Source organism: Halothece sp. PCC 7418 (assembly GCF_000317635.1).
In the GTDB taxonomy this organism is placed as follows: domain Bacteria; phylum Cyanobacteriota; class Cyanobacteriia; order Cyanobacteriales; family Rubidibacteraceae; genus Halothece.
In genome coordinates this window covers 209,742-233,375 of record NC_019779.1, presented here as the reverse complement: position 1 = coordinate 233,375, position 23,634 = coordinate 209,742, and the positions used below count along the sequence as shown (strand labels likewise).

The following is a 23,634-nucleotide window of genomic DNA, read 5'->3' as shown; positions in this document are numbered from 1 at the left end:
AGGCAGTGATGAGTATTGCATTGATCAACACATTAAAATCGCGACTTCAACTCAAATCTAGTCGCACTCCTACTTTAATTCAGATGGAAAATGTGGAATGTGGGGCTGCTGCCTTGGGTATTATTTTGAGTTATTACGGTCGCATTGTTCCCTTGGCTGAACTGCGAGGAGAGTGTGGGGTCTCTAGAGATGGCACAAAGGCTTCTAATATTTTGAAAGCAGCGAGACTCTACAGCCTAGAGGCAAAGGGATTTCGTAAAGACCTAGAGGGAGTGCAACAAGTACGCCTCCCTTGTATTGTCTTTTGGAACTTTAACCACTTTCTGGTAGTGGAAAAGTTTACGAAAGAGGAAGTTCATCTCAATGACCCTGCATCGGGACGACGGAAAGTTTCTTACGAGGAATTTGATAAGTCTTACACTGGTGTTGTGCTGGTGTTTGAACCAGGGGATAACTTTCAGCGCGGGGGTAGGAAAAAGGGGATCTTACCGGCGCTGTTGAGGCGATTACGTCATTCTCGACAGGCGGTGATTTTTGCTTTAGTGGCGGGGTTATTACTAACATTACCCCGTTTGGCAATTCCCGCATTTACTCAGGTATTTGTGGATGAAATTTTAGTCCAAAATCGCACCGACTGGCTACGACCGCTGATTATTGGGATGTTGATTACTGCGTTGTTTCAAGGTCTCTTGACGCGATTGCGACAGACGTATTTGCGACGACTGATGGTGAAATTATCGGTGGCGATGTCCGGTCAGTTTATTTGGCATACCTTGCGCTTGCCGATGAGTTTTTATGCTCAGCGTTACGGAGGAGAAATTAGTAATCGTAGTCAGTTGAATGATCGCGTGGCAAGTGTTTTGACGGGTCAGTTGGCAACCACCGTCATTGATGGAGTCATGATTGTTTTTTACGCCCTGATCATGTTTGCCTATGATTGGGTCTTAACTTTAATCGCGATCGCCTTTGCTGGGTTTAATCTCATTGTCTTAAAACTCTTATCCGATGCTCGTACGGATGCCAACAGTAAAGTGGCTCAAGAATACGGAAAGACCGTTGGTGTTGCCATGGGAGGGTTATCCTCCATTGAAAGCATCAAAGCCTCGGGGTTAGAATCGGATTTATTTGCCAAGTTTGCGGGGTATTATGCGAAGTTAAATCAAGCGCGTCGGGAAGTGGGTCTCCCCAACCAGATTTTAACGGCGCTGCCGAAATTTGTGGAAGCAATTGCGGTTGCCGTGATTCTTCTGGTAGGAGGCTTGCGCGTGATGGAAGGCACGCTGACCATTGGGATGTTAGTTGCCTATCAAAGTTTAACCAAGAACTTTCTCACTCCCGTTTCCACCCTGCTCACGTTTGGTAGCACTCTCCAAGATTTAGAAGCAGATCTCAATCGTTTGGATGATGTCCTCGAAAACTCGGTTGATCCAGAAGCGGAACGAGTGGTGAGGGATAATCATCATCAACTGGTGGACGTTGACCAAAACTCCTTTCAACTGCAAGGGAACGTTGAACTACGGGGACTCACCTTTGGCTATAACCGTCTCAATCCCCCCTTGATTGACGATCTCAATCTCAGCCTACAACCGGGGCAACGAGTGGCGTTAGTCGGGGGGAGTGGCTCTGGTAAATCCACCGTGGCAAAACTGGTCACAGGACTTTATACGCCTTGGTCTGGGAGCATTTTACTCGATGGCATCCCCCGAGAAGAAATTCCTCGGGATGTGTTGGCGAACTCGCTGGCAATGGTGGAGCAAGAAATTTTCTTATTCGCGGGTAGTGTTCGGGATAATCTCACTCTTTGGGATCCCACCATTCCCCGAGAAGATATTATTCAAGCCTGTAAAGATGCCGAGATTCATGATCGCATTGCGTTGATGCCGGGGGGATATGATTCTCAGTTAGCAGAAGGAGGAAGCAATGTTAGTGGTGGGCAGCGTCAACGTTTAGAAATCGCCCGGGCTTTGGTTCGTAACCCTGCCGTTTTAGTGTTGGATGAAGCCACCAGTGCTTTAGATGCGGAAACAGAAATGATCATTGATCGGAATTTGCGCCGTCGCGGATGTTCTTGTCTAATTGTTGCCCATCGACTCAGTACCATTCGCGATTGTGACGAAATTATTGTTTTAGATCAGGGTAAGGTCGTCCAACGAGGAACTCATGAAGAGCTACGAGAACAAGCTGGACTGTATCATGATTTAATGGGTACAATCACATCATAAAATTGGTGAGTTATTAAAGATTATCCATGTTACAGTTTAAGCCCCCATCCTCTATCTATGCGATGAAGGGCAACCAGCCTTTACTGCTACAAAGTGAAAAAACAGCGTGGTATGTTCATTCAGGTTCGGTTTCTCTATTCACCACCACTCTCAACGATGCAGGAGAAGTGATTACTAAACGTCAATATTGGTTTACTGTGAGTGCAGGAGAGTGGATTCTAGACACAGGATTAAGTTATGAAACCGCCAAACAAAATTATGGAATGATTGCGATTGCCAATGAAGCCTCTGAGTTGGAAGCTCACGCCTTAAGTGATTTCATGACAGCAGTGGCTAAGGGTCAGCCCGAGGCGGTACAGGGGCTACAAACTTGGCTGCGATATTTGAGCAACTGGCGCAGTGAGCAACGGTTGGATTTAGCTGGGGAAAGCAACGACTCCCTCTTCTTGAAAAAATCTCGATATGTGTCGCTCCGAGATCAACAAACCCTCTTTCCCCACCGGGATACGGTGCAATGGGTGAGAGTGCAAGAAGGAAAGCTGCAATGGCTGGGATGGGAGAACTTTACTCTGGATGAAACTGTTTCTCTGTTCCCACTGACAGTGGATTTGTGGTTAAAGGCGGAAGGGGCGACGGAAGTTGAAATTGTCCCTTGGGAAAATTTGCCTTCGGAGGGGGCAGTTTGGGAGGGATTGAAACAACTCCATTCTTATTTATTTTCTTATTTAGATTGTTTGAATCAGGAAGCCACAGAAATTGAGTTTCGACGGTTTCAACAACGGCAAAAACTGAAAGAGCAGACCACAAGCAGCGCTATGCAAGAGTTGTCTGCGGTATTAATGCCACAAACTGTTCCTGTTGCTGCGGAGGGAACACCGTTACTGATTGCTGCGGGGGCTGTGGGTCGCGCTTTAGGGATTCATGTTTCTCCTCCGACAGATTCAGAAGATTTATATCGCGTAGCAAACCCTCTAGACGCGATCGCGCGGGCTTCTCGATTTCGCACTCGTCGGGTGTTATTACTGGGCAAATGGTGGGAACAGGATCAAGGCTCTCTTTTGGCTTACACAAAAGACGGACAACCCTGTGCCCTACTGAAAGAGTCGGGGAAACCCTATGCTTTATTCGATCCAATCACCCTCACCCGTACTCCCGTGGATCAGTCGGTTGCTGAGACTCTCAGTATGCAAGCGTATATGTTCTATCGACCGCTCCCGGAACAAATTAACCGAGCGGATGAGATTTTTCGCTTTGCAGTGCGCGGTTATCTCGGGGATATTGTCTGGTTGATTGGTCTGGGGGTCATTGGATCGTTATTAGGGATGGTGATCCCTCAAGCCACAGCCGTCTTAGTCAATGATGCTATTCCCAGCAGCGATCGCGCTTTATTATGGCAGTTAGGACTAGCGTTAGTGATTGCTGCCTTTGCCCGTGCCGTTTTTGCTTTTGCTCAAGGTTTAGTCTCCCTGCGTCTGGAAAATGTCACCGATGGTACACTCCAACCCGCAGCATGGGATCGCCTCCTGCAGTTACATCCCACTTTCTTCCGTCAATTTGCCAGTGGGGAATTATTGGTGCGGTTGCTGTCCATTAATCAAATTCGGAAAAAACTGAGTGGGGCAACGCAAACGTCCTTACTGAATGGGGTTTTTGCTTTACTCAATCTGGGGTTAATGTTCTTTTATAGCGTGAAATTAGCCGTCGTAGGCGCGATGATCGCTGTGCTGACGACCATCCTCACTGTGATCACCAGTCGCAAACTCGTCCAAAAGGCGCGTCAACAAGAAGTCATGGATGGTCAGATTAATAGTCTCAATGTGGAATTGATCGGAGGGGTGGCAAAACTGCGAGTGGCAGCAGCCGAAGAAAGAGCGTTGGGAGCTTGGGCGAAGTTATTTGCAGAGCGCACCCGACTCAACTCAGCGATTCAACGTTTAAACGATAGCATCACGGTGCTGACAGAAGTCCTCCCCTTACTCAGTTCCGTGCTCATTTTTTGGTTTGCGATTCTCTTTCTCCAGAATAGTGATGGACAAGCCAATGTGGGCTTAACCCTAGGGGGATTTTTAGCGTTTAACGCTGCTTACAGCACCTTTTTTGGCGGTGTCACCTCCCTCGGAACAACCGTAACTGATGTTCTGGAAATTATCCCCTTGTGGGAACGGGCGGAAGTGATTGTGCGCGGGAAACCAGAAGTCGATAGCACAAAAACCGATCCTGGACGGCTCACTGGTCGTTTAAAGTTAGACCAGATTACGTTTCGTTATCGGGATGATGGTCCTCTGATTCTAGATGATGTCAGTATTGAAGCCGAGCCGGGGGAGTTTATTGCTTTAGTGGGCCCCTCGGGAAGTGGGAAGTCAACGGTATTTCGGATGTTATTGGGCTTTGAAACCCCTTATTCAGGAACGGTGTATTATGACGGTCAAGATTTAGCGGGATTAAATATTCAAGCGGTGCGCCGACAACTGGGGGTAGTGCTACAAAATGGCAAAATTGGTGCAGGTAGCATTTTTGAAAACATTACAGGGGGCGCGATGGTTTCTCTGGATGAGGCTTGGGATGCTGCCTATTCTGCGGGGTTTGCTGATGATATTGAGCAGATGCCCATGGGAATGCACACGGTTGTCAGTGAGGGGGGAACGAACTTATCTGGTGGACAACGCCAACGTTTATTAATTGCCCGCGCGATCGTTCTCAAACCTAATATTATGTTGTTAGATGAGGCGACCAGTGCCCTAGATAATCGCACTCAGGCGATCGTCACCGAAAGTTTAGATCGACTGCAAGCCACCCGCATTGTTGTCGCCCATCGACTAAGCACTATTCGCAATGCGGATCGCATTTATGTTCTTAAATCTGGCTCTGTTGTTCAATCGGGAACCTTTGAAGAATTAGTGGCGCAAGACGGGTTATTTGCCACCCTTGCTGCGCGACAACTGGATTAATCTTCCCCTAAAATATCGGGTAGCCATAACACCGCGATGATTAATAAGCAGAAAATAACGAGGACAACACTATAAGCAATTGCATTTTCCATGAGCTTAAGGTTTGGTTTCGATACTACAAAGAAATAACCCCGCTAGAATAAAAATTAGCGGGGAAGTTCCTTATTTTCATCTTTAAAGATAGCTATTGGCTTATTGAAGCAATGGTTATAGAATTAGTCACCATCATCATACTTATCCATGATCATATCTTTAATCGAACCACCACCAGCAACAGCTTCCAAAGCCTCATCACTAATTTCGCTATTAACTTTTTGCAGTTCTGACTTTAACTCATCAGCAGAAAAATTATATCCTTTTGACTTAGCCATTTCTGCTACTGCATGGAAACTATTTTGCTTTACTAGGTTAGTTACTTCTTCTTGTAAAGACGTATCAGATTTCATTTGGTTTAGAAATTGTTGTGCTGAGTTAGTTGTCATTAATTTACTCCCCTGATTATCTTCACTTTTGGGTGTTTTTTATTACTACTCTAATCTTATGCGAGCTTAATTAAAATAGCAACCTACTTAAACTAATATTAAACTAATATTAAACTAATAAGCTCGGTTTTTTATGATTATGAAATATTGAGATAGTAATAAAATAATACACTTGATATTTAGATCATTCAATATCAGTGTAGTAGTAACCTATGAGTAAGTTTGTTAAAACCTCTTATCACTTCTAACAATTAAAAATAGAACACTCAATTTTTATCGTGTTCTGATTAAGTTAACTGACGTTGCTTACGACGTTCACGCCAGAAAAACAATAAGCCGATAGCTACAAAGCCCGGTAAAACATCTGTTTGCCAAGGAACAGCTGTTGTTTCCACTTCCGAAGTGCTGGCATCAACAGGATCAAAACCTCCGCCACTACTACTTCCATTCAAGTACTCATCAAGCGCTATCGCAGTTATTTCTCCACCACTCTCAGCTGCAAATATATTGTAAGAAATACCATTTATAGAAGGACTACTTTGATCAACATTGACATCATTATCAAACCCACCTATAAGGTTATTATCTATATCGAATTCAAAATCAACAACACGGCTTACAGTGTCACCTGTTAAGGTTTCAAGAGGTTGAACAACTCCGCCAGAAATAGCGTTATCTGTAAAGATTGTCCCAGAGCCTCCATCAGTATCCACTAAGCTGAAAGTCAAGTTCGTTAGATCCGCTTCTGTAATCTGACCAGAGGTTACATTGGTAGAAAACTCGACAATAATTTGTTCGATAGTTCCATCACCATTTAAAGTATCGTTATTCGGGACATCCACAGGATCTTGAAACTCGTTAAGATTGCTGATAGGAGAATCCGGTGTAACTGTTGTTGTATATGTAATCGCTTGCGCAGGATTGACTGCACCTAAAGTAGCCAGTAAACCTGCACCTAGCAGAAAAGTGGGAGCAAGATTAATCTGTTTCATAACATTAGTATTTTCCGTTTACCGTAAAATTATGTAGAGATGACCCTATATTACAGACTTTTATTAGTTTTGTCAATTACTTCACGTGATATTTTCTTTAACTCAGTTTGATAAATGTGGGATTCAATCGTGACCTGTCTTTCAGGCTTTTTCTCTCCTTTTTCTGAAGGGCTTTCAATCTTGACGAATTAATAACTTAAATGGTATTTTAAATCACATTAAGAATCGAATTTTTCATGGGTCAAAGATCAATAATGAGTTACCAAGCTGTGCAACTGTTTTTACAGGAACTGGATGCAAACTCTGCACTCCAGGAAGAAGCAATGCAAGTCCTCGAAACCACCACATCTCCCGAACAACAAGCTGCTGCGATTACCGAACTGGCTGCCAGCAAAGGCTATGAGTTTAGCAAAGAGGAACTCAAAACAGCAGTTAAAAATCGGCAACGTGACTGGAAAGAACGGAAAGCAAAAGGCGAACTCAGCGAAAATGAGTTAGATTCTGTCTCAGGAGGACATTCTCCAGAATTTAGTAATAACTGCGATGATGATTTTTACTAAACAAGAGCAGTACAAAAATTAGTCTGTTTTAATCATGAAGGAAATTTCAAGGATGAGTGATCGACCTGTCAAAAAATTTTTAGATAAACTGAATTTTGATTCTGCCTTACAAGAGGAAGCAACGAAGGCTCTAGAAACAACCACATCCACGGAAGAACAAGCGATTGCAATGACCGAACTGGCTGCCAGCAAAGGGTATGAATTCACGAAAGAAGAACTGAGAGTAGAAGTAGAAAATCGACAACTGGAACGAGAAAAACGGAAAGCAAATGGTGAACTCAGTGATCAGGAGTTAGAAGCAGTGGCGGGAGGGTTTTACTATCCTTCTAAAGAATCAGCCTATTGCTATTAAATGACAGATGAGTATGACCAATCAAAATTCATTAATTGAGGCTTTAGAGCCAGTAAAACCGTTTATTTCTGAAGAATTAATTGATGAAACAGGCTGGCAACAAATTAATGCCCTTGCTAAACAACTCCCTTGTTCGATTACTCGTTTCTTTGGCTTTGAATGTCGTTTAGGGGTTGCTACAGCTGAGACTGATTTTTTACTTTGTATTACTCGGGATGGAAGAGGGAAAAATTTTCTAGATGGTAGCGAAGTGAGCCCTTTTTTCTCAGAAACTATTTTCCAAAAACCAGTGTGGTCGCAACTGCAAAACTTTGTAACTGCTTGGCAAGATCCATCTTCTCTCTTTCGTAAGCGGGGAATGATCAATCAAGTTTTTACCAATGAATTAGAACTACCCTATAGCAATCCTAAATCAATTGTCAATTATCCCCCCTTCGCCCTCTTTAGAAAGGGGGAAAATCAGCAAAGATCGATTAATCAAGTTTTTAGCAATGAATTAGAACTGCTCTATCACCACATTCAGAACATTTGGTTAGAATTTGATCTTCCTCGAAAAGGACAACCTGATTTGCTTCCAAGTTGTTTTCTAGGTTTATCTTCTCTGGGGTCGCAAGTGATAACTAAACAATACGCTTGGCTGACAAAAACGACTCTTCCTCTCCTGCGAGGAACGCCTCTTTCTTCCCAGTTGGAAAAACAGTTATTATCTTGCATTAATGCTCTTCCCAAGCAAGGAATTGTTAGTTTTATCGGATTAATGCTCGCCCGCCAATGGCAAACTATCAGAATTTGTCTCAAAGGCATTGCTCCCAGTGAGTTAATTAATTACTTAAAAAAAGTCCAGTGGTCTGGTTCAACAACTGCTTTACAAACGGCTCTCAACTCAGGGTTATTTCTTGTGGATGACATCACTTTAACCTTAGAGATTGGTGAAATGGGAGTCATGCCTAAAATTGGCTTTGAGTGTTATTTCAACCAGCAACCAAAATTTGAATCCCGATGGGAACAATTTTTAGATTACTTGGTAAAAACTGATTTATGTTTACCTGAGAAACAAGAGGCGTTGCTTTCCTATCCAGGGTATCTTCAGCAAGGTTCTCCTTGGCCTGGTCATTGGGTTACTCTTGCCAATTTTTTGGGGCGTGACAGTATTTTAATTCGACGCATTAACCATATTAAACTCACTTTTGAACAAGACAGGATGTTAGAAGCGAAAGCCTATCCTTCTGTGCGCTACATGATGCTTTAAGATCCTAAAAGGAGAACACAGGGTAATTGTTGCGGAAAGGCCACTCTTAAGCAACTGTAACCGATTCCTGATAAACCATGAAAAAAGCCAAGATGGGTCACTGAGGTAGAAACGGAATCGAAAAGCCGAAACGATCCCCGATCTTGCGCTTGGTTGAGTACGGTTACGGTTGCTTGTTCAGCGATTGGGAATAAGTTGGGATCATGGAGTGTTTCTGCACCAACCAGTAAGGTTTCCACACGCCCCATTGTTCCCCAGCAGAGAGAATCAACGCCCCACACCAGATGCTTTTGTGTCGTTTGCAGCCCGATCGCGCTGTGTTCTCTTATTTCAGGAGTATCTAACACAGACAAACCTCCCAAACGGGCTAATGCAATCCCCGCAGCCCCTTGCGCCCAACTGACCTGATATTGAGCATGATTCTCTCGTAAATCCTGCCAGTTTTGAGCCTCAGGAGAAAAAAGGCTTTGTTCCTGCGCGATCGCGCTTTGAGCAGACTCTAAAAATCGTTCATCTTCTGTCACAGCAGAGAGTCGTAATAAAGCATAAGCTATCCCCGCAGCCCCCTGAGAAAACCCAGTCAGTTGTTGTTCGTGCCCAGTCTTCCAAGCTCTCAAACTGCCATCGCGCCTCACTTGCTCAGCCAGGAGATGTTCCCCGCACACTGTCGCCAATTCTAGCAAACGATAGGACTCCGATTCCGACACCGCCTCCGCCAAAGCCAGCAGCCCTAAGAGATAACCCGCCGTTCCACCAACCACATCCAAGATTTCATCAGACCTAATTTTTTCAGGAGTGACACAAGAACTTAATTCTAGGGCGATATGTTGTAAACTGACATCATCCAGCCACTGACTCAAATGAGAAAGACAATAGAGTAATGATCCCACTCCAGTTATTCCCCCGATGCCAAAACGTCGGAGCACGCGCTCTCTATCATCTGCTTTTAACTGAGTAAGAAAGCGGATCGGCTGGATTGTTTTTTGAGCCACGTCTCGCCAATGGGAATCATCGGTTACCCGAAATAAAGCAGCAAAAAATAAAGCCACTCCCCCATAACCATCATGCAGATTCGGCTGTAACTCCCGCAGTTGGAAACTTTGAGCGCGGTGTTGATAGGTCATTCCGAACCAACTGATAGCACCGTCGGTCAAGGGAAAAGCCTCTTTTTCTAGCGTTTGCGCGATCGCGATCGCTGCTTCTATCCCCCTCTTCGCGGTGAATGATTCTCCTTCGATTGCGATTTTGTCATTCGCATCAACATGGAGTTTCGGTTCTCGAAAAAAACGACTGGCAAAAGAAAGCCGAATCAAGTGACACTGCAACTGTAAATTCTCTTCATGGAGAGATTGCACCCGAGACATCATGCGCTCAAACCCTGACGCTTCAAATAAATCAGGAATCACTGTTCCCGTTGATAAGGGCAAATTTCGACTGGAAGTATTCACCGTAAACATGGGAATATCTAACTGTTCGAGATCCTGCTTTTCTGCTGCGAAAATTGACCAATAATCGGGCTTCTCAGCACTGGTAACATAAGCTCGACTCAATAATTCCAAACTCAGACTATGAACCACGCCATTTTCCAAATGCTCAGGTTCACAGGATTGGCGTAAAACTCCCCCATAAGTTTTCGTGTTGCGAAATAGCAATCGGGCTTGTTGATTAGCAAAGCCTTTTAACGGGCTCTCATCACTCAATAATTCTTTCTGTTTCCCCATCAGCAAGCGATACACCTGCTCAAAGCCCGTGATAATCTCTTCGACAAAATCTTCTGCTGAGGCTGTGTTGTCTCCCAACTTGGGTAAATGACGCTCACGACGGAGAATGGTTTCTTCATAATCTAATGTCATCCCATCGGTGTTGATATTTTGGCATCTTAAACGGGGCTTGCTCACTTCCGACATTCCCGCCAAGCCACTCATATCCAGTGCAATTAAATCATTCTCCAGAAACATAGTTTCATAAGGTAATAAGCCCGTGGGTAAGACAGAACTTAATAATTTTTCCCGCATTTCTCTGATTCCATCAGACTCTAATCGCAAGTCTGGGGAGTTCATGTAAGGATGGTTCAGGGTTTCGGTATCCACTAAAACTGGGTATTCTCCATGAGCAATCAGGTTTTCATAGTGACAATCATTTCCCGCCAGCAAATACACTAAAGCGACTAACATTCCAGAACGCTGATAGAATCGTCTCAGACCGTCCTGACTTTGACAGGGCGCGATCGCGATAAATTTGACCCAGCCATAACTTGAGCGATTGATCACTTGAGGGATATAAAAATCAAGTCCCCCTCCTTGCTCATTACACCATCGCAATAAATTACCAAATGCAATCTCTAACCCCAGATTTTTCGGTTTATAGACGAGTTTTAAGCCTGTATCAAAGACGAGAATGGCAACTGTATGTCCTCTACTATGGGGATCAGAAGCTCCTGCTTGAATAGTAACGACGTGGCTTAAGGGTTGGTCTGGAGAAAATTGATTGTTGATTTCCCACCAATCTTGGTTTAAACGAGTGACTAATTCTGCGGTGGCTTCAGCCCAAAATTCAATTCTGGTTACCGCCAGACGCGCTAAAACACTATACTGCTCAAACAAAGATAATAATCCCTCTTCAAGATGGTGTTCGATAAATTTCTGATATTGCTCCCGTTGCTTTTTCCCCTGTAGGGTAAGGTTGAAATAATCTTCTAAAGCGTTACCAGAAGAACGGAATTGTGAAAACTCTTTCATCAGCGTCGGTGTAAACAAAAGCGCAAGCCAGTTCAACAGATGACGCTCTAATCGGCGTTGGGCTTCTTGGGTAAAAATGGTATTGTAGGCTTCTCCTTCCTCCCTCAGTAAGTGTTGCAGTCGATGTTGAGCCACCAACAAACAAGGAAGCAATAACTCTTGAAACGGAATCGGATGCTGAGCATCAAACGCTCGATGTTGACCTAGTTGAGGCTGATTGTGCAGCGATCGCGCAGTTTGAATCACTTGCTCTAGCGTCTTGATCCAAGTAAATCCTGTTGATGGTAAAGCGATCTCATCACCATCACTCACCAGCAAACGAGCTTGTTCTAAACTGAAATCATCCCAACTTAGACGTTTCTGGAACTTGTGGTCATCGCCTTTTCCCACCTTCTGAGACCAAAACTCTAAGCGTTGCTGGATTAAGGCTGAGGCGGAGTGATGAACCGAAGCAGGTGCAGGATCGTCATCGGATAAACTTCCCGCGCGATCGGACAGGGAACAAGCCTTGAGCGCAATCTTGCGAAGAGCATCACCAAGATCAGACATAAACAAGTTAATCAAAGATCTACTAAATGAGGGCCTTGAGCAGCATAGCACACAGTTTTTTGTTCTTTTGTTCTTTGGTAACTGGTAACTGGTCACGGCTACCCTCAACAGACCAAGAAACGCTATATAATGATCAGGCAAAATATATTATTTACTTTTATGTCTTTATTTGACTGGTTTGCTAATCGTCGAAAATCAGAGCCTGACCTCAAACAAACCCCAGAACGAGAAATTGCTGACGGCTTATGGAGTAAATGCGAATCCTGTGGCGTACTCACTTATACCAAAGACTTACAAGCGAATCATTTTGTCTGTAGTGAGTGTAACCATCACCTGCGCGTTGATAGTGACGAACGCATCCGTCAACTAATTGATTCTGATACCTGGCAACCCTTAAACGAACAATTACAACCCATTGATCCCCTCAACTTCACCGATCGTAAAGCCTACGTAGATCGCCTCAAAGAAGCCCAAGAAAAAACGCACCTCACCGAAGGTGTACAAACGGGAGTGGGTTTAATGGATGGGATTCCTGTGACTTTAGGCGTGATGGACTTTCGGTTTATGGGCGGAAGCATGGGGTCAGTTGTCGGTGAAAAAATTTGTCGCCTTGTGGAGTATGCAACTGAACAAGCCTTTCCCCTTGTGATTATCTCTGCATCGGGAGGCGCAAGAATGCAAGAAGGAATGTTGAGTCTGATGCAGATGGCAAAAATTTCGGGTGCGCTACAACGTCACCGTGAAGCAGGGTTACTTTATATTCCAGTGCTCACTCATCCTACAACCGGGGGTGTAACCGCAAGTTTTGCCATGTTGGGAGACATCACCTTAGCTGAACCGAAAGCAACCATTGGCTTTGCCGGGCGACGAGTGATTGAACAAACGCTCCGTGAAAAACTCCCTGAAGGCTTCCAAACCTCTGAATATTTACTACAACACGGGTTTGTTGATGCCATTATTAATCGCCTCCAACTGAAAAAAACGATCGCGCAACTGATTTGTTTACATCAGCCCTACTTCCCCACCTTCGCCACTTCAACAACCGCCTAAGACGTTAATCATAAAGGAGAGCCTTCAACAATCCATTCCGAGGCTCTTTCTCCCAAATCAATGGGAATATTCACCGCCTTTCCTAAGCGAGGACGTTCCTTCGTTTGCTCAATAAACTGTTCTACTTGGGCGGTGCTTCCCCACGCTTCGAGGTAACTAGCGACCGCATTCAAATGTTCCAAATATTCGATTTCATCTAAAGGGAAAGAGGCTTGTTCGAGATAACGCCACATCACTTGCAAATAAATCTTATCCCGAACGCGACGTAACTGCACGTCAAAGGAATAGCCCCATTTACTTAAAATCAGTTGTTGCAGTTCTTGTCCCGTCATAAGATCAAATGAGTAAATGTTTGCTAGAGATTAATCGAGGAGAGACTAAAAATGAACTTGACTTAGAATATAGCGTAACCGATCATAATCGTCTTTCAATAACGTGCTTAACTTTCGTCCCGCTTCCACTAACCACTCTCGATCCGCTTCACGTAACCGATAAACTTCTCGTAAAACCGCAGCCAGTAAAGAATCCACTGGAACCGTTTTCACATCTAAAAGGATGCGGAGAAAATCCAATTCTTCCGTAAACCGAATAATTTCGCTAGTCTCACAATGATAGACCCCTTGGTGAACTTGCGGGGGACGAGGCGGAAGATATTGAAAACATTGTCCTCCCCGCCGTCCATTACCATTGCGACCGTGTTCAGTCGTGAAAAACCCCAGCATGGACACCCGAAACTCTGTCTTTAACATGGCAAAAATTTGGGGCTGTTCTTCTCGCAAATCTTGCAACGATAATCCCAAAGCCCGCGCCCGATGCACAGAATCAATCGGTGTGGTCGTTACATACGTCACCACTGCTAACACTTCATTTCCCGACTCTTCATCAAACGACTTGACCCAACTTCCAAATGGAGGCATTACTGGGAAAGAAAGCTCTTCTGGTTCAAGACACTGCGCCAGAAAATCCGTGGTTGTGGTTTCAATGACTTCTGCAAAATGATTGGGATGACGATTATCTGTGGAAAATTGTGGAAGAGGAATCCGCATTAATGCCCCCTAATCTCAATGGGTCAACAGATCTTAGTGAGAGGGAGAGGGAGTCAAAATAATCCTAAATCCCACTCATTCCCTCATTATTATTGATGAACAAATCTTATTTACCTTTTTTACGAGGTTTGACTTCTTCTAGTTCTGATAAACGAAAGGTGACAAGTTTATCCCAGTTTCCCCCTTCAAATAAGACAGCAGCATTATCATCAGTAATGCGTTGTACTAAACCTTCAAACCGATAATAGATATCATCAACGTTGGTTACAGTCACTTTGCTTCCAGGTAAAATCATTGGTTTCGTTCCTAATCAGCTTGTTGGTCAAGAAAAATAAATTTATTAATAGCTTATCAAAGAGTAGAGTGCGCTTCTAACACACTCTACCGAAATGTTTGCTTTGATTCTTAAACCGTCTGGGTTTCACTTAACCCAGGATAAGCAACACGAGTTCCCCCCAAGCCACAGTAGCCATTGGGATTTTTCGCGAGGTATTGCTGATGGTAATCTTCTGCATAATAAAATTCTGGGGCATCAACAACTTCTGTGGTGATATTGCCGTACCCTTTTGCCATCAACGCTTTTTCATACGCCTGTTTTGACGCTTCTGCTAAGCGACGTTGTTCATCATTATAAACATAAATCCCAGAGCGATATTGCGTCCCCACATCGTTTCCTTGACGCATCCCCTGCGTGGGATCATGGCTTTCCCAAAAGGTTTTTAAGAGCGTTTCATAACTAATTTTCTGGGGATCATAAACGACGCGCACCACTTCATTATGTCCAGTCATTCCCGTGCAGACTTCTTGATAAGTGGGGTTGGGAGTCATCCCCGCAGCATAACCAACGGCGGTACTGTAAACCCCTGAAAGTTGCCAAAAGGCTTTTTCCGCGCCCCAAAAACAGCCCATCCCAAATAGAGCGAGTTCTGTTCCTTCGGGGAAGGGAGGCTGAATGGGATTTCCATTCACATAATGTTTATTTGTGATCGGCATTGCTTCCTCTCGCCCCGGTAAGGCTTCTTCATGAGTGGGAAGACTGAGTTTTTTACCGAAACCGAATAAACCCATAAGATTCATTTTGCTTAATATTGACTGTGCTCCTCTATTGTGACTTATGTTTTCCTTTCCCTTTTCAGTCATTGGACTTAAACAATGCTCAGTTTGCTAAAGTAGAGGATAGAAAAAAGCTGGTGAATCTAGGGAATATGACACAAGCAACTCAGTCCCCACAACAAGGAATTCAACTTTCGGAAACGGCGCTTACGCATTTAACGAAATTACGAGAAGACCAAGGAAAAGACCTCTGTTTGCGCGTCGGTGTTCGTAACGGCGGGTGTTCTGGAATGTCTTATCTGATGGATTTTGAAGACCCCAGTAATGTCCGCGAGGATGATGAGGTCTTTGATTACGATGGCTTTAAGATTATCTGTGACCCGAAGAGTTTACTCTACATTTATGGGTTACAACTCGATTATAGTAATGCTTTAATTGGCGGTGGGTTCCAATTTACCAACCCCAATGCTTCTCAAACTTGCGGTTGTGGCAAGTCTTTTGGTGTCTAAGGGCATTTTTTGCTAAAGTATCTTCTGGGCAGACAGTGCTGATTGTCTGCTCTTTTGTATTTTAGGAGTAGAGCGAAGAATGAGTGAGTCGATTAATGAGTTATACGATAAAGGCTTAGAAAAATATCAAGCGGGAGAGCCTGTGGAAGAGTTGATTGATTATTTTCGGGATTTGCGCGATCGCGCTCCCAAAAATTCTGCAGTCTTATGTAGTCTTGCCTGGCTTTATTTACTCGCTGACAAGCCCAATTCTGCCCTGAAAGTCGCGCAAAAAAGCGTTAAATTTGATCAACAAGCCCCACAAGCTCGGGTGAATCTCGCGATCGCGCTATTAGAAGCAGGAAAATCAGGGGTGCGAGAACACATCGACGCAGCCCAAGAAGTGATTGGTATGAGTTCACAACTGCGGGAGGAAATTATCAAAAATTTGGATGACGGTTTAGCCCGAAAACCCGACTGGGAAGCGGTGATGCGGGTAAAAAAGTGGCTTACCTAATTCTCTTTGGTTAGCGTTGAAGATCAACAGAAACAACTCCAATGAAAAATAGTCGCCAACTGAGTGAGCGCTAAACCGTAGTAATACGGGGCATTTGGGAGGAATTCGGAATGCTCTCACGCCAGACTAAGTGCTTAATTCAGGTGAGTCTTCCGCCTGACGCGGTTGGGGAAAAATTGGTTAACCTAGGACATAGGTGAAGAGATTTTAAGGTTGCGCGATCGTGAAACACAAATTAATTGGACTGAAAGCAAACGAATTCCGTCATCCCCTCGATCTAGAAGCCACGCAATCCCTACAACAATTTCCAGGCTGGGATATCGCTGTGAGAACCGTGTTAGGCAGCGTTGCTGAACAATTCTTTTATCTAGAGAATGTTGCAGCTAGTGTGCAAGTGAGTGAAAAACAATTGCCTCATATCCACAAACTGTTAGTGGAAGCCTGTGAGCGTTTAGATTTAGATGTCCCAGAACTCTATATCAAGCAAAATCCCGCCCCTAATGCTTATACCTTCGCCATGCGTGGGAAACAGCCCTTTATTGTTCTTCATACCTCCCTGATTGAACTCTTGACCCCAGAAGAGATTCAAGCGGTGATTGCCCATGAATTAGGACATCTCAAGTGTGAACATGGGGTTTATCTCACCCTCGTTAACTTACTGGTGTTAGCAGCAGGATTATTGCCAAACTGGGGCGTGATTCTTGCCCAATCCTTACAAGACCAAATGCTAGAGTGGATTCGTTGCGCGGAATTTAGCTGCGATCGCGCGGCCCTTTTAGCCGTCCAAGACCCGAAAGTGGTCATGTCTGTCTTAATGAAACTGGCGGGCGGATCGCCCACCCTCGCCCCCCAATTAAACCTCGATGCGTTTATTGAGCAAGCCCGTGCCTATGATCAAATGAGTCAATCCCAACTGGGAGAACTGCTTAAAAATGCTCAAACTCAGCAACTGAGTCATCCCGTTCCTGTTCTTCGCGCCCAAGCCATTGATCGTTGGGGCAGTTCTCCTGACTATCAACGCTTGCTAGAGCAACATCAAACAGGTTATAATGAGCAAGCGGAAATCAAGGGCAAGTGGCGGAATTGGTAGACGCACCACACTCAAAATGTGGCGGCCACTGGTCGTGAGAGTTCGAGTCTCTCCTTGCCCACTTTAAGCGGTTAAGCACTCTCGAATCTCTGCGGGAAAAGGCGAACGCTTGCGAGTTTGTGGGGTAATGCAAACGTGGCGAGTTTGAGCTCGCGCTAAGATTTGCTCAGAATTAGACTCTGCTGTTAATTGATACTCAATTAATAATTCGGTTTCAGAAAGAAATTGGGGAGTCAAAGTGATCAAAATCAAATCTCCCCAACCAATTGGACGCAAGCAATCTATCTCTCCATGAATGATCGGGAGCGCAATTGTTCCCTGTTTCAGATAATCTTGCAGATTAATTCCGCCCTGAATCAGCACTTCTTCATAAGCAGTGTGGCACATCTGCAAAAGATGAGCAAAATAAACGACCCCTGCTGCATCGGTATCCGCTAAGCGCACTCGATAAGGAACACTGAAATCTTGCTTCATTAACTTTACGTTTTAGTGGAAAGGGAAATGGGTCTTAGCCATCTCAGTATCAAGCCCTAGCAAAACAAGGCTAGCATTTTGTTCAGCAAGCCCTGATTAAGGATAATAGATAGTTGCTGTAATTCCTCGTTGGTCTAATCGTTTTTGTAAGTTTTTGGCTTCCGACTCTCTCTTAAAAGCCCCCACTTGCAACACCTGACCGATTTCAGGAAACTCTCGTAAATAGGCATCTGCAACCAACTGGCGAGTTTTGTCATACTCGGCTTGATTGGGCTTTTCAACCATCACACAATAAAACTCTCTGCCACAACTGGGGGTTTCCGTCCTCGGCTGGTCTGCACTTGGTTCAGCTTCTACCAAGTTATCAACATCGAGTTGAACAAATTCATCTTCCGCCAAGTTAGGGCGGTTAGGAATCTCAGGAGAAGAGGAGTCCGTTGATTCTGGAGTGGATTGCTCCGATTCTGAGGAGGAACGATCGGACGTTTCTACGGTAGAAGAAGCATCACTGAAACGAGCTTGAGCAAGATTAACTAACATCATACTCAAAAGCGTTCCCGAAAGAAAGAAAATGAGGACTCCTGCAACTCCTAAAGGCGTTAATAAATAATCTCGCCAAGAGGAATAAGACGAGGGGGGGATTGCTGATGATTTTGATTTTGAAGACGTTCTGTTGAAGGAAATGTCCCCTTCTCCCCTTCTTGATTGAGATGGCGCAATAACTCTTCCGAAGAAGCAAGATAACTGTCTGGTGGAGAAAAATCAGTCTCATGGGAGGTTTCACTTTCTCCAGAAACATCCGTCGCAGATGAGATGAGAGAAGCATGACCAGTAACAGGAGGCGATTCCGATTGGGATTGAGCAATGGTGATCCCTTTTCGCTGTTTTTGTTCTTGCCGAAATCGAGCCAACTCCTCTTCTAAATTAACGTTGAGACTACTCAGAGCTACTTGCAAGTTCGGGTGTAAGGTTGCTTTAGCTGGCGAAACCTTGGGAGAAAAATCATTAGGATTCATCGTAAATTAGGTTGGTAAGGGGAAGATGGAAACCCCTATCGTTTAAAGACGTTAGTTTGATTTGCTCAAAATAAGCCTTTGCTATTTTATGTGATTTGTCTCCAATTAGCAATGATTAACATCAAGTTTTTCGGACAATTTAAGTTCTTTTTTGATTTCTGAGATATCAAATGAATCGGGGATTCCTCACACAATTGAATTAGGAATTGATGAGATCGAACTGAGATCTAAGTCTAATATTATTGTCTGGCGAGTGGATTTTAAATCTGTGTTTTCAAGCTGAGTATTAACACTGGCAAAACTCGATAATTAGAGGGATTTTAAGGAAATTATTTCTGTTTATAAAGTAAATATAAAGAAAAAATAAACTTGTGATTCCATTTGGGGATCACTAAAGGAAGACAGGGTGAGACTTTTAGGGGATCAACGAAAAAAAAGGAAAAATGGATAATAAAGACATGAGATTTAAGATAAAAATATATTCAACTAAAGCAAAGCCATGAGAACAACTAACCATTTACCCTCAGTTTGCAGATATTGCCGACACTACTCCCCCCAAGGTCGTCGCGGTGGAATGTGCCAAAAGTTGAGTGCTCCCGTTAGAGGAGATTGGCAAGCCTGTTCTTTAGCCAATGCGCCCTTCCTCCCCACTTGGGAAACTTGGGAAGAAATTACAATCTTAAAAACCCACCATTTCCAAGTTGCTCAACCAATTGTTGCTCAGAATACAGAATCTGAGGTAGAAGTTGCGGTTGAAGCACAAGAGGAAGAGGTTAAACCTGCTGCACTACGCGCTTAGCCTGAATTATTGTTCTGTTACTTCTAATCCACTTTCATAAGTCCAAAATAAATTTAGAAAGCCAACTGTTTTGGTACTGTAGGCTGGAAGGCTCTGGTTTAGAGAAAACTGGGTTTCATAAATACTAAATAAAAAATAATTGTGTCGCCGAGTCGAGAGGTTAATAATCGGCTTTAAAAGGGGCTGACTTCCTTGAGCGATCGCGTTACATTGTTGTTCTAAAACGTCACCGAAAAAGTTGGGTGTTTTTGTGCAAGCATTTTCTTGTAAATAAAAACTTGCTTGTCGTGCAGCATAGGTTTTATAAGCATTACGATGGGGGTTCGTCAGAGCCATAATAATTCCCACGCCAACAACAGCAAGACTGCCAATAAGAGTGCTCGATTGCCAAGGGTGTCGTTTCATTGTTTTGAGACAGGAATGATTCTTGCTCTTCTAGTGTAGTGAGTTGAGATGATAGTGTGATCAAGCTCTTGATTTGATCCCGTTATTCATTCTGCTATTACTATGATTCCCACAAAGAACTGGAAAATAACCTGATTTGCTTTCATTAACATAGGGTCTGCTGAAAAAGTCGAGAGTCGGGAGTTGGAGTTGATGGAGCTCTTCTATGAAACGTCTCTACCGATCAGTTTTTCAGAAAGTGCAAGGTTTTCTGCTTTTTCCTTCAATTCCCTTGCACTTTGTCCAAGAATTAAGAACCTTAAAAGCTAATTGAGTCGCAGATTACACCTTCTGTCACGGAAGGGGCACTCTGCGACCGTTGGTCAGGGTTTCAGTTTGATTCAGCAAGCCCTAATTAGTCTTGAGTTGCTCGAAAAATTTGATTAGCTGTTTGATGAAAAGCGGTAAAAGTTGGGGCAACAATCGGATCATCTTAATCTTGGGGCGAGGGGGCTGGACGCGCTCTGGAAAAATCTTTTTGATACACTTCTTAATAAATTCCCTAAGAAACCCCAAAACGTTTTACTCTAAAAGCTGACCCATGTCTTATGTCTGGATGTTTGACCAAGCATCGCAATGACATTAAGCCTATGGGAGGGTGAGATGGGGTAGAATTTTCAATCGTCATCCAATCTAGGGCAACAAAAACGATACAAGGACTAAAAATATATGAATCCATTCGAGAAAAAACGCTTATAATCTCAAGATTTGACATCAATCCCTAGAGATGACTGAAAATTTCGCTCATTTTCACCAACGGTTAAAGCAAGCGCTTTCTGTTGAAGACAGCGTAACCTTTAACTTTTATTAAAAGCTCAAACAAGTAACTGTTGTGACAGGAGATAGGTAAAAAATAATGATTAGTGCCTCCGGTGGAAGTTCAGTCGCACGTCCTCAGCTTTATCAAACCGTTCCCCTTTCTAAGTTATCCCAAGCGGAACAACAAGACCGCTTTTTGGAACAAGGGGAGTTAAAAGAACTTGATACTTTCTTCCAGTTGGGAACACAACGGGTGGAAATTGCTCAAGTGATTACTCGGAATTCCGAGTTGATTGTTTCTCGCGCTGCGAACCGCATTTTTACAGGGGGTTCCCCGATGGCTTATCTGGAGAAACCCAGAGAAGAAGCCCCAGTAATGGTTCCAGCAGGTGGCGAAGAAAGCGAGGATGTCAGTCGTCAGATGCAACTGGGAACGGTTAGCTATATTGAAAGCAGTGGCGGTGGTTTCTTAGAAGGGCTGCGATCGCTGTTTACAGTTTCGGGTAGCAGTGTTCCTGTTCCGCCAGGATTCCGTCCCATTAACGTTTCTCGTTATGGTCCCCAAAATATGCAGAAATCTTTGCGGGACTTATCTTGGATGTTGCGGTATGTCACTTACGCGATCGTTGCTGGTGATCCTAATATTATTACCGTTAACGTTCGCGGTTTGCGGGAAGTCATCGAAAATGCTTGCTCTAGCGATGCGACTGTGGTTGCTTTGGGAGAAATGCAAGCAGCAGCTTTAGGTTACTTCAAGCAAGATGAAGCAGCCCGGGAAACGGTTGAGCAATACTTCCAAGTTCTGATCTCAGAATTTAAAGCACCAACCCCCTCCAATAAACTGCGTCAGCGCCCCAGTGGAGACCAACAAGGGTTAGAACTGCCTCAAAGCTACTTCAATGCTGCGGAAAATCGCCAAAAATACGCGATGAAACCTGGACTCTCTAGCTTTGAAAAACAAGCGGTGGTCAAGGCTGCATATCGCCAAGTCTTTGAACGGGATATCACTCGTGCTTATAGCCTAGCGATTTCTGATTTAGAATCCAAGGTTAAAAATTCTGAAATTTCGATGAAAGAGTTTATCCGCCGTCTGGGTAAATCTCCCCTTTATCGCAAACAGTTTTATGAACCCTTTATCAATAGTCGTGCTTTAGAACTTGCGTTCCGTCACTTCCTCGGACGCGGTCCCTCTTCTCGCGAAGAAGTCCAAACCTACTTCTCCATTGTCTCTGAAGGTGGTTTACCAGCACTGATTGATGCTTTAGTTGATAGCAAAGAATATTCCGATTACTTTGGGGAAGAAACTGTTCCTTATATTCGCGGTTTAGGACAAGAAGCGCAAGAATGTCGCAACTGGGGAATGCAGCAAGACCTGTTTAACTACAGTGCACCCTTCCGCAAAATTCCTCAATTCATCACCACTTACGCCCAATATAATCGTCCTCTGGCGGATCAACACCCCTATGGTAGCGGGAATGATCCTCTCGAAATTCAATTTGGCGCGATTTTCCCGAAAGAAACCCGCAACCCCAGCAAGAGTCCAGCGCCATTCAGCAAAGATACCCGTCGGATTTTAATTAATCGCGGACCAGCCACTTATAACCAAACGGGTAATCCCAAAGCTCGCGGTTTATTCCCTGGATCTCTGGGTCCGAAAGTCTTCCGCTATGACCAAGGTGCATTTTCTGGCTTAACGGATAAAACCAACAACAGCTATGGCGTTAAATATTCTGAAAGCAGCACGCAGAAACTCATCCTCGCTTGTTATCGCCAAGTCTTTGGTCGCGATGTCTATGACGGACAACGCATGAAGACTGCTGAAATCAAGCTGGAAAATGGGGAATTGACGGTGCGCGAGTTTGTGCGGATGTTGGCAAAATCGGAACTCTTCCGCAAACTCTACTGGACTTCCCTTTATGTTACGAAGTCCATTGAATACATCCATCGTCGGCTTTTAGGTCGTCCCACTTATGGTCGTCAAGAAATGAATAAATACTTTGATATTTGTTCCAAGAAAGGGTTCTACGCCTTAGTGGATGCGATTATTGACACCACAGAGTACAGTGAAACCTTTGGGGAAGATACCGTTCCCTATGAGCGGTATTTAACGCCTGCTGGCTTGCAACTGCGGACTCGGACGAATAACCTCCGTCAAGATGTGGGTACGGAAATCAAACCTGAAGAAACTCCTCGTTATCAAGAGTTGGGTCAAGTGGCTTCAGATCGCAGTGAACCTGATGTGCAGTATCGCATTCAGCAAGGGGTGAATAAACGGCGTGAGCAAACCAAGCAATTTAAGCTCACAAACCTCCAAGATAAAGTTGCGCTAGAAACTGTGATCAGTGCTGCGTATCGTCAAGTCTTTGAACGGGATATTGAACCTTATGTTGTTAAAGCAGAGTTCACCAATCTCGAAAGTAAGCTCGGTAACGGCGAAATTACTGTGAAAGAGTTTATTGAAGGACTCGGTTGCTCTGATTTATATATCAAAGAGTTCTACACGCCTTATCCTAATACGAAGGTGATTGAGTTGGGAACAAAGCATTTCTTAGGGCGTGCGCCTTTGAATCAGAAAGAGATTCAGAAATATAACCAACTGTTGGCAACACAAGGGATTCGCGCTTTTGTGAAGGCTTTGGTTAACAGCATGGAGTATGTGCAAGAGTTTGGTGAAGATGTGGTTCCCTATCGTCGCTATCCCACCTTACCCGCAGCCAACTTCCCCAATACGGAAAGCCTGTATAACAAGCTGACAAAACAGGATGATGAGTTGGTTGTTCCTAGCTTTGAACCCACTCGCGCCAAA

General features: G+C 44.1%; 21 protein-coding genes, 1 tRNA gene and 1 pseudogene. 12 read left to right on the top strand and 11 right to left on the bottom strand.

Translation table 11 applies throughout. The features are described from left to right. The first annotated feature begins 8 nt into the window (after positions 1-8). Both PCC7418_RS01040 and PCC7418_RS01035 read left to right on the top strand, forming a co-directional pair. On the top strand, positions 9-2,222 hold the full coding sequence (locus PCC7418_RS01040; protein ID WP_015224319.1) for an NHLP family bacteriocin export ABC transporter peptidase/permease/ATPase subunit: 2,214 nt from the start codon (positions 9-11) through the stop codon (positions 2,220-2,222). Between the two features lie 26 nt (positions 2,223-2,248). Then, positions 2,249-5,170, top strand: a complete 2,922-nt coding sequence (locus PCC7418_RS01035; protein WP_015224318.1) for an NHLP bacteriocin export ABC transporter permease/ATPase subunit — start codon at positions 2,249-2,251, stop codon at positions 5,168-5,170. Positions 5,171-5,385: 215 nt separating this feature from the next. Here the strand turns inward: PCC7418_RS01035 and PCC7418_RS01030 are convergent, their stop codons facing one another. Beyond that, positions 5,386-5,652 (bottom strand): Nif11-like leader peptide family RiPP precursor, encoded by a 267-nt coding sequence (locus PCC7418_RS01030; protein ID WP_015224316.1) that lies wholly within the window; start codon positions 5,650-5,652, stop codon positions 5,386-5,388. 287 nt (positions 5,653-5,939) lie between these two features. After that, a complete protein-coding gene (locus PCC7418_RS01025) occupies positions 5,940-6,644 on the bottom strand; it encodes a hypothetical protein (RefSeq protein ID WP_015224315.1) in 705 nt (234 codons plus the stop codon). 254 nt (positions 6,645-6,898) lie between these two features. Here PCC7418_RS01025 and PCC7418_RS01020 point away from each other — a divergent pair, with 254 nt between their 5' ends. The 3 genes from PCC7418_RS01020 to PCC7418_RS01010 are packed head-to-tail and all read left to right on the top strand — an operon-like array spanning position 6,899 to position 8,805. After that, the gene (locus PCC7418_RS01020; RefSeq protein WP_015224314.1) at positions 6,899-7,204 is read left to right on the top strand and encodes a Nif11-like leader peptide family natural product precursor; all 306 of its coding nucleotides are present in this window, start codon (positions 6,899-6,901) and stop codon (positions 7,202-7,204) included. A gap of 52 nt (positions 7,205-7,256) precedes the next feature. After that, complete coding sequence (locus PCC7418_RS01015; RefSeq protein WP_015224313.1) at positions 7,257-7,556, top strand: Nif11-like leader peptide family natural product precursor; 300 nt, start codon at positions 7,257-7,259, stop codon at positions 7,554-7,556. A gap of 13 nt (positions 7,557-7,569) precedes the next feature. Next, the gene (locus tag PCC7418_RS01010; protein WP_041596105.1) at positions 7,570-8,805 is read left to right on the top strand and encodes a hypothetical protein; all 1,236 of its coding nucleotides are present in this window, start codon (positions 7,570-7,572) and stop codon (positions 8,803-8,805) included. Here PCC7418_RS01010 and PCC7418_RS01005 read toward each other — a convergent pair. Beyond that, entirely contained in the window at positions 8,802-12,092 is a 3,291-nt protein-coding gene (locus tag PCC7418_RS01005; protein ID WP_015224311.1) for a type 2 lanthipeptide synthetase LanM family protein, read from the bottom strand. The genes PCC7418_RS01010 and PCC7418_RS01005 overlap by 4 nt on opposite strands. Before the next feature lie 159 nt (positions 12,093-12,251). On the opposite strand from PCC7418_RS01005, the gene accD reads away from it, so the two are divergent. Next, entirely contained in the window at positions 12,252-13,142 is an 891-nt protein-coding gene (gene accD / locus PCC7418_RS01000) for an acetyl-CoA carboxylase, carboxyltransferase subunit beta (RefSeq protein ID WP_015224310.1), read from the top strand. A gap of 8 nt (positions 13,143-13,150) precedes the next feature. Here accD and PCC7418_RS00995 read toward each other — a convergent pair whose 3' ends face one another. The 4 genes from PCC7418_RS00995 to msrA form a co-directional block, all read right to left on the bottom strand. Beyond that, positions 13,151-13,474: a DUF3067 family protein gene (locus tag PCC7418_RS00995; RefSeq protein ID WP_015224309.1), complete on the bottom strand. Its 324-nt coding sequence runs from the start codon at positions 13,472-13,474 to the stop codon at positions 13,151-13,153. A gap of 45 nt (positions 13,475-13,519) precedes the next feature. Then, positions 13,520-14,188 (bottom strand): HAS-barrel domain-containing protein, encoded by a 669-nt coding sequence (locus PCC7418_RS00990; protein WP_015224308.1) that lies wholly within the window; start codon positions 14,186-14,188, stop codon positions 13,520-13,522. 106 nt (positions 14,189-14,294) lie between these two features. Continuing rightward, positions 14,295-14,483: an NAD(P)H dehydrogenase subunit NdhS gene (locus tag PCC7418_RS00985; RefSeq protein WP_015224307.1), complete on the bottom strand. Its 189-nt coding sequence runs from the start codon at positions 14,481-14,483 to the stop codon at positions 14,295-14,297. 110 nt (positions 14,484-14,593) lie between these two features. Beyond that, positions 14,594-15,256, bottom strand: a complete 663-nt coding sequence (gene msrA / locus PCC7418_RS00980; protein WP_015224306.1) for a peptide-methionine (S)-S-oxide reductase MsrA — start codon at positions 15,254-15,256, stop codon at positions 14,594-14,596. 137 nt (positions 15,257-15,393) lie between these two features. Here msrA and PCC7418_RS00975 point away from each other — a divergent pair, with 137 nt between their 5' ends. From PCC7418_RS00975 to PCC7418_RS00965, 4 genes are all read left to right on the top strand, one after another. Continuing rightward, positions 15,394-15,750 carry an iron-sulfur cluster assembly accessory protein gene (locus PCC7418_RS00975; RefSeq protein WP_015224305.1) on the top strand — a complete coding sequence of 119 codons (357 nt, stop codon included), beginning with the start codon at positions 15,394-15,396 and terminating at the stop codon, positions 15,748-15,750. Positions 15,751-15,829: 79 nt separating this feature from the next. Beyond that, entirely contained in the window at positions 15,830-16,246 is a 417-nt protein-coding gene (locus PCC7418_RS00970) for a M48 family metallopeptidase (RefSeq protein WP_015224304.1), read from the top strand. A 223-nt stretch (positions 16,247-16,469) separates the two neighbouring features. After that, positions 16,470-17,336, top strand: coding sequence for a M48 family metallopeptidase (locus PCC7418_RS19625; protein ID WP_015224303.1), 867 nt, complete (start codon positions 16,470-16,472; stop codon positions 17,334-17,336). Then, positions 17,315-17,397 (top strand) — tRNA-Leu (locus PCC7418_RS00965). Before PCC7418_RS19625 ends, PCC7418_RS00965 begins: the two co-directional genes overlap by 22 nt. Positions 17,398-17,399: 2 nt before the next feature. On the opposite strand, the gene PCC7418_RS00960 is transcribed toward PCC7418_RS00965, so the two are convergent. From PCC7418_RS00960 to PCC7418_RS00950, 3 genes are all read right to left on the bottom strand, one after another. Further along, a complete protein-coding gene (locus PCC7418_RS00960) occupies positions 17,400-17,810 on the bottom strand; it encodes a thioesterase family protein (protein ID WP_015224302.1) in 411 nt (136 codons plus the stop codon). A gap of 96 nt (positions 17,811-17,906) precedes the next feature. Then, entirely contained in the window at positions 17,907-18,353 is a 447-nt protein-coding gene (locus PCC7418_RS00955) for an SPOR domain-containing protein (protein ID WP_041596104.1), read from the bottom strand. A 56-nt stretch (positions 18,354-18,409) separates the two neighbouring features. After that, complete coding sequence (locus PCC7418_RS00950; RefSeq protein ID WP_015224300.1) at positions 18,410-18,826, bottom strand: hypothetical protein; 417 nt, start codon at positions 18,824-18,826, stop codon at positions 18,410-18,412. A 499-nt stretch (positions 18,827-19,325) separates the two neighbouring features. Between PCC7418_RS00950 and PCC7418_RS00945 the strand changes: the two genes are divergently transcribed. Continuing rightward, complete coding sequence (locus tag PCC7418_RS00945) at positions 19,326-19,625, top strand: hypothetical protein (RefSeq protein ID WP_015224299.1); 300 nt, start codon at positions 19,326-19,328, stop codon at positions 19,623-19,625. Positions 19,626-19,631: 6 nt separating this feature from the next. On the opposite strand, the gene PCC7418_RS00940 is transcribed toward PCC7418_RS00945, so the two are convergent. Next, on the bottom strand, positions 19,632-20,030 hold the full coding sequence (locus PCC7418_RS00940; RefSeq protein WP_015224298.1) for a DUF4359 domain-containing protein: 399 nt from the start codon (positions 20,028-20,030) through the stop codon (positions 19,632-19,634). A gap of 892 nt (positions 20,031-20,922) precedes the next feature. Here PCC7418_RS00940 and PCC7418_RS00935 point away from each other — a divergent pair. Beyond that, positions 20,923-23,622 (top strand): annotated as a pseudogene (locus tag PCC7418_RS00935) (phycobilisome rod-core linker polypeptide); the annotation flags it as partial. Positions 23,623-23,634 lie beyond the last annotated feature (12 nt).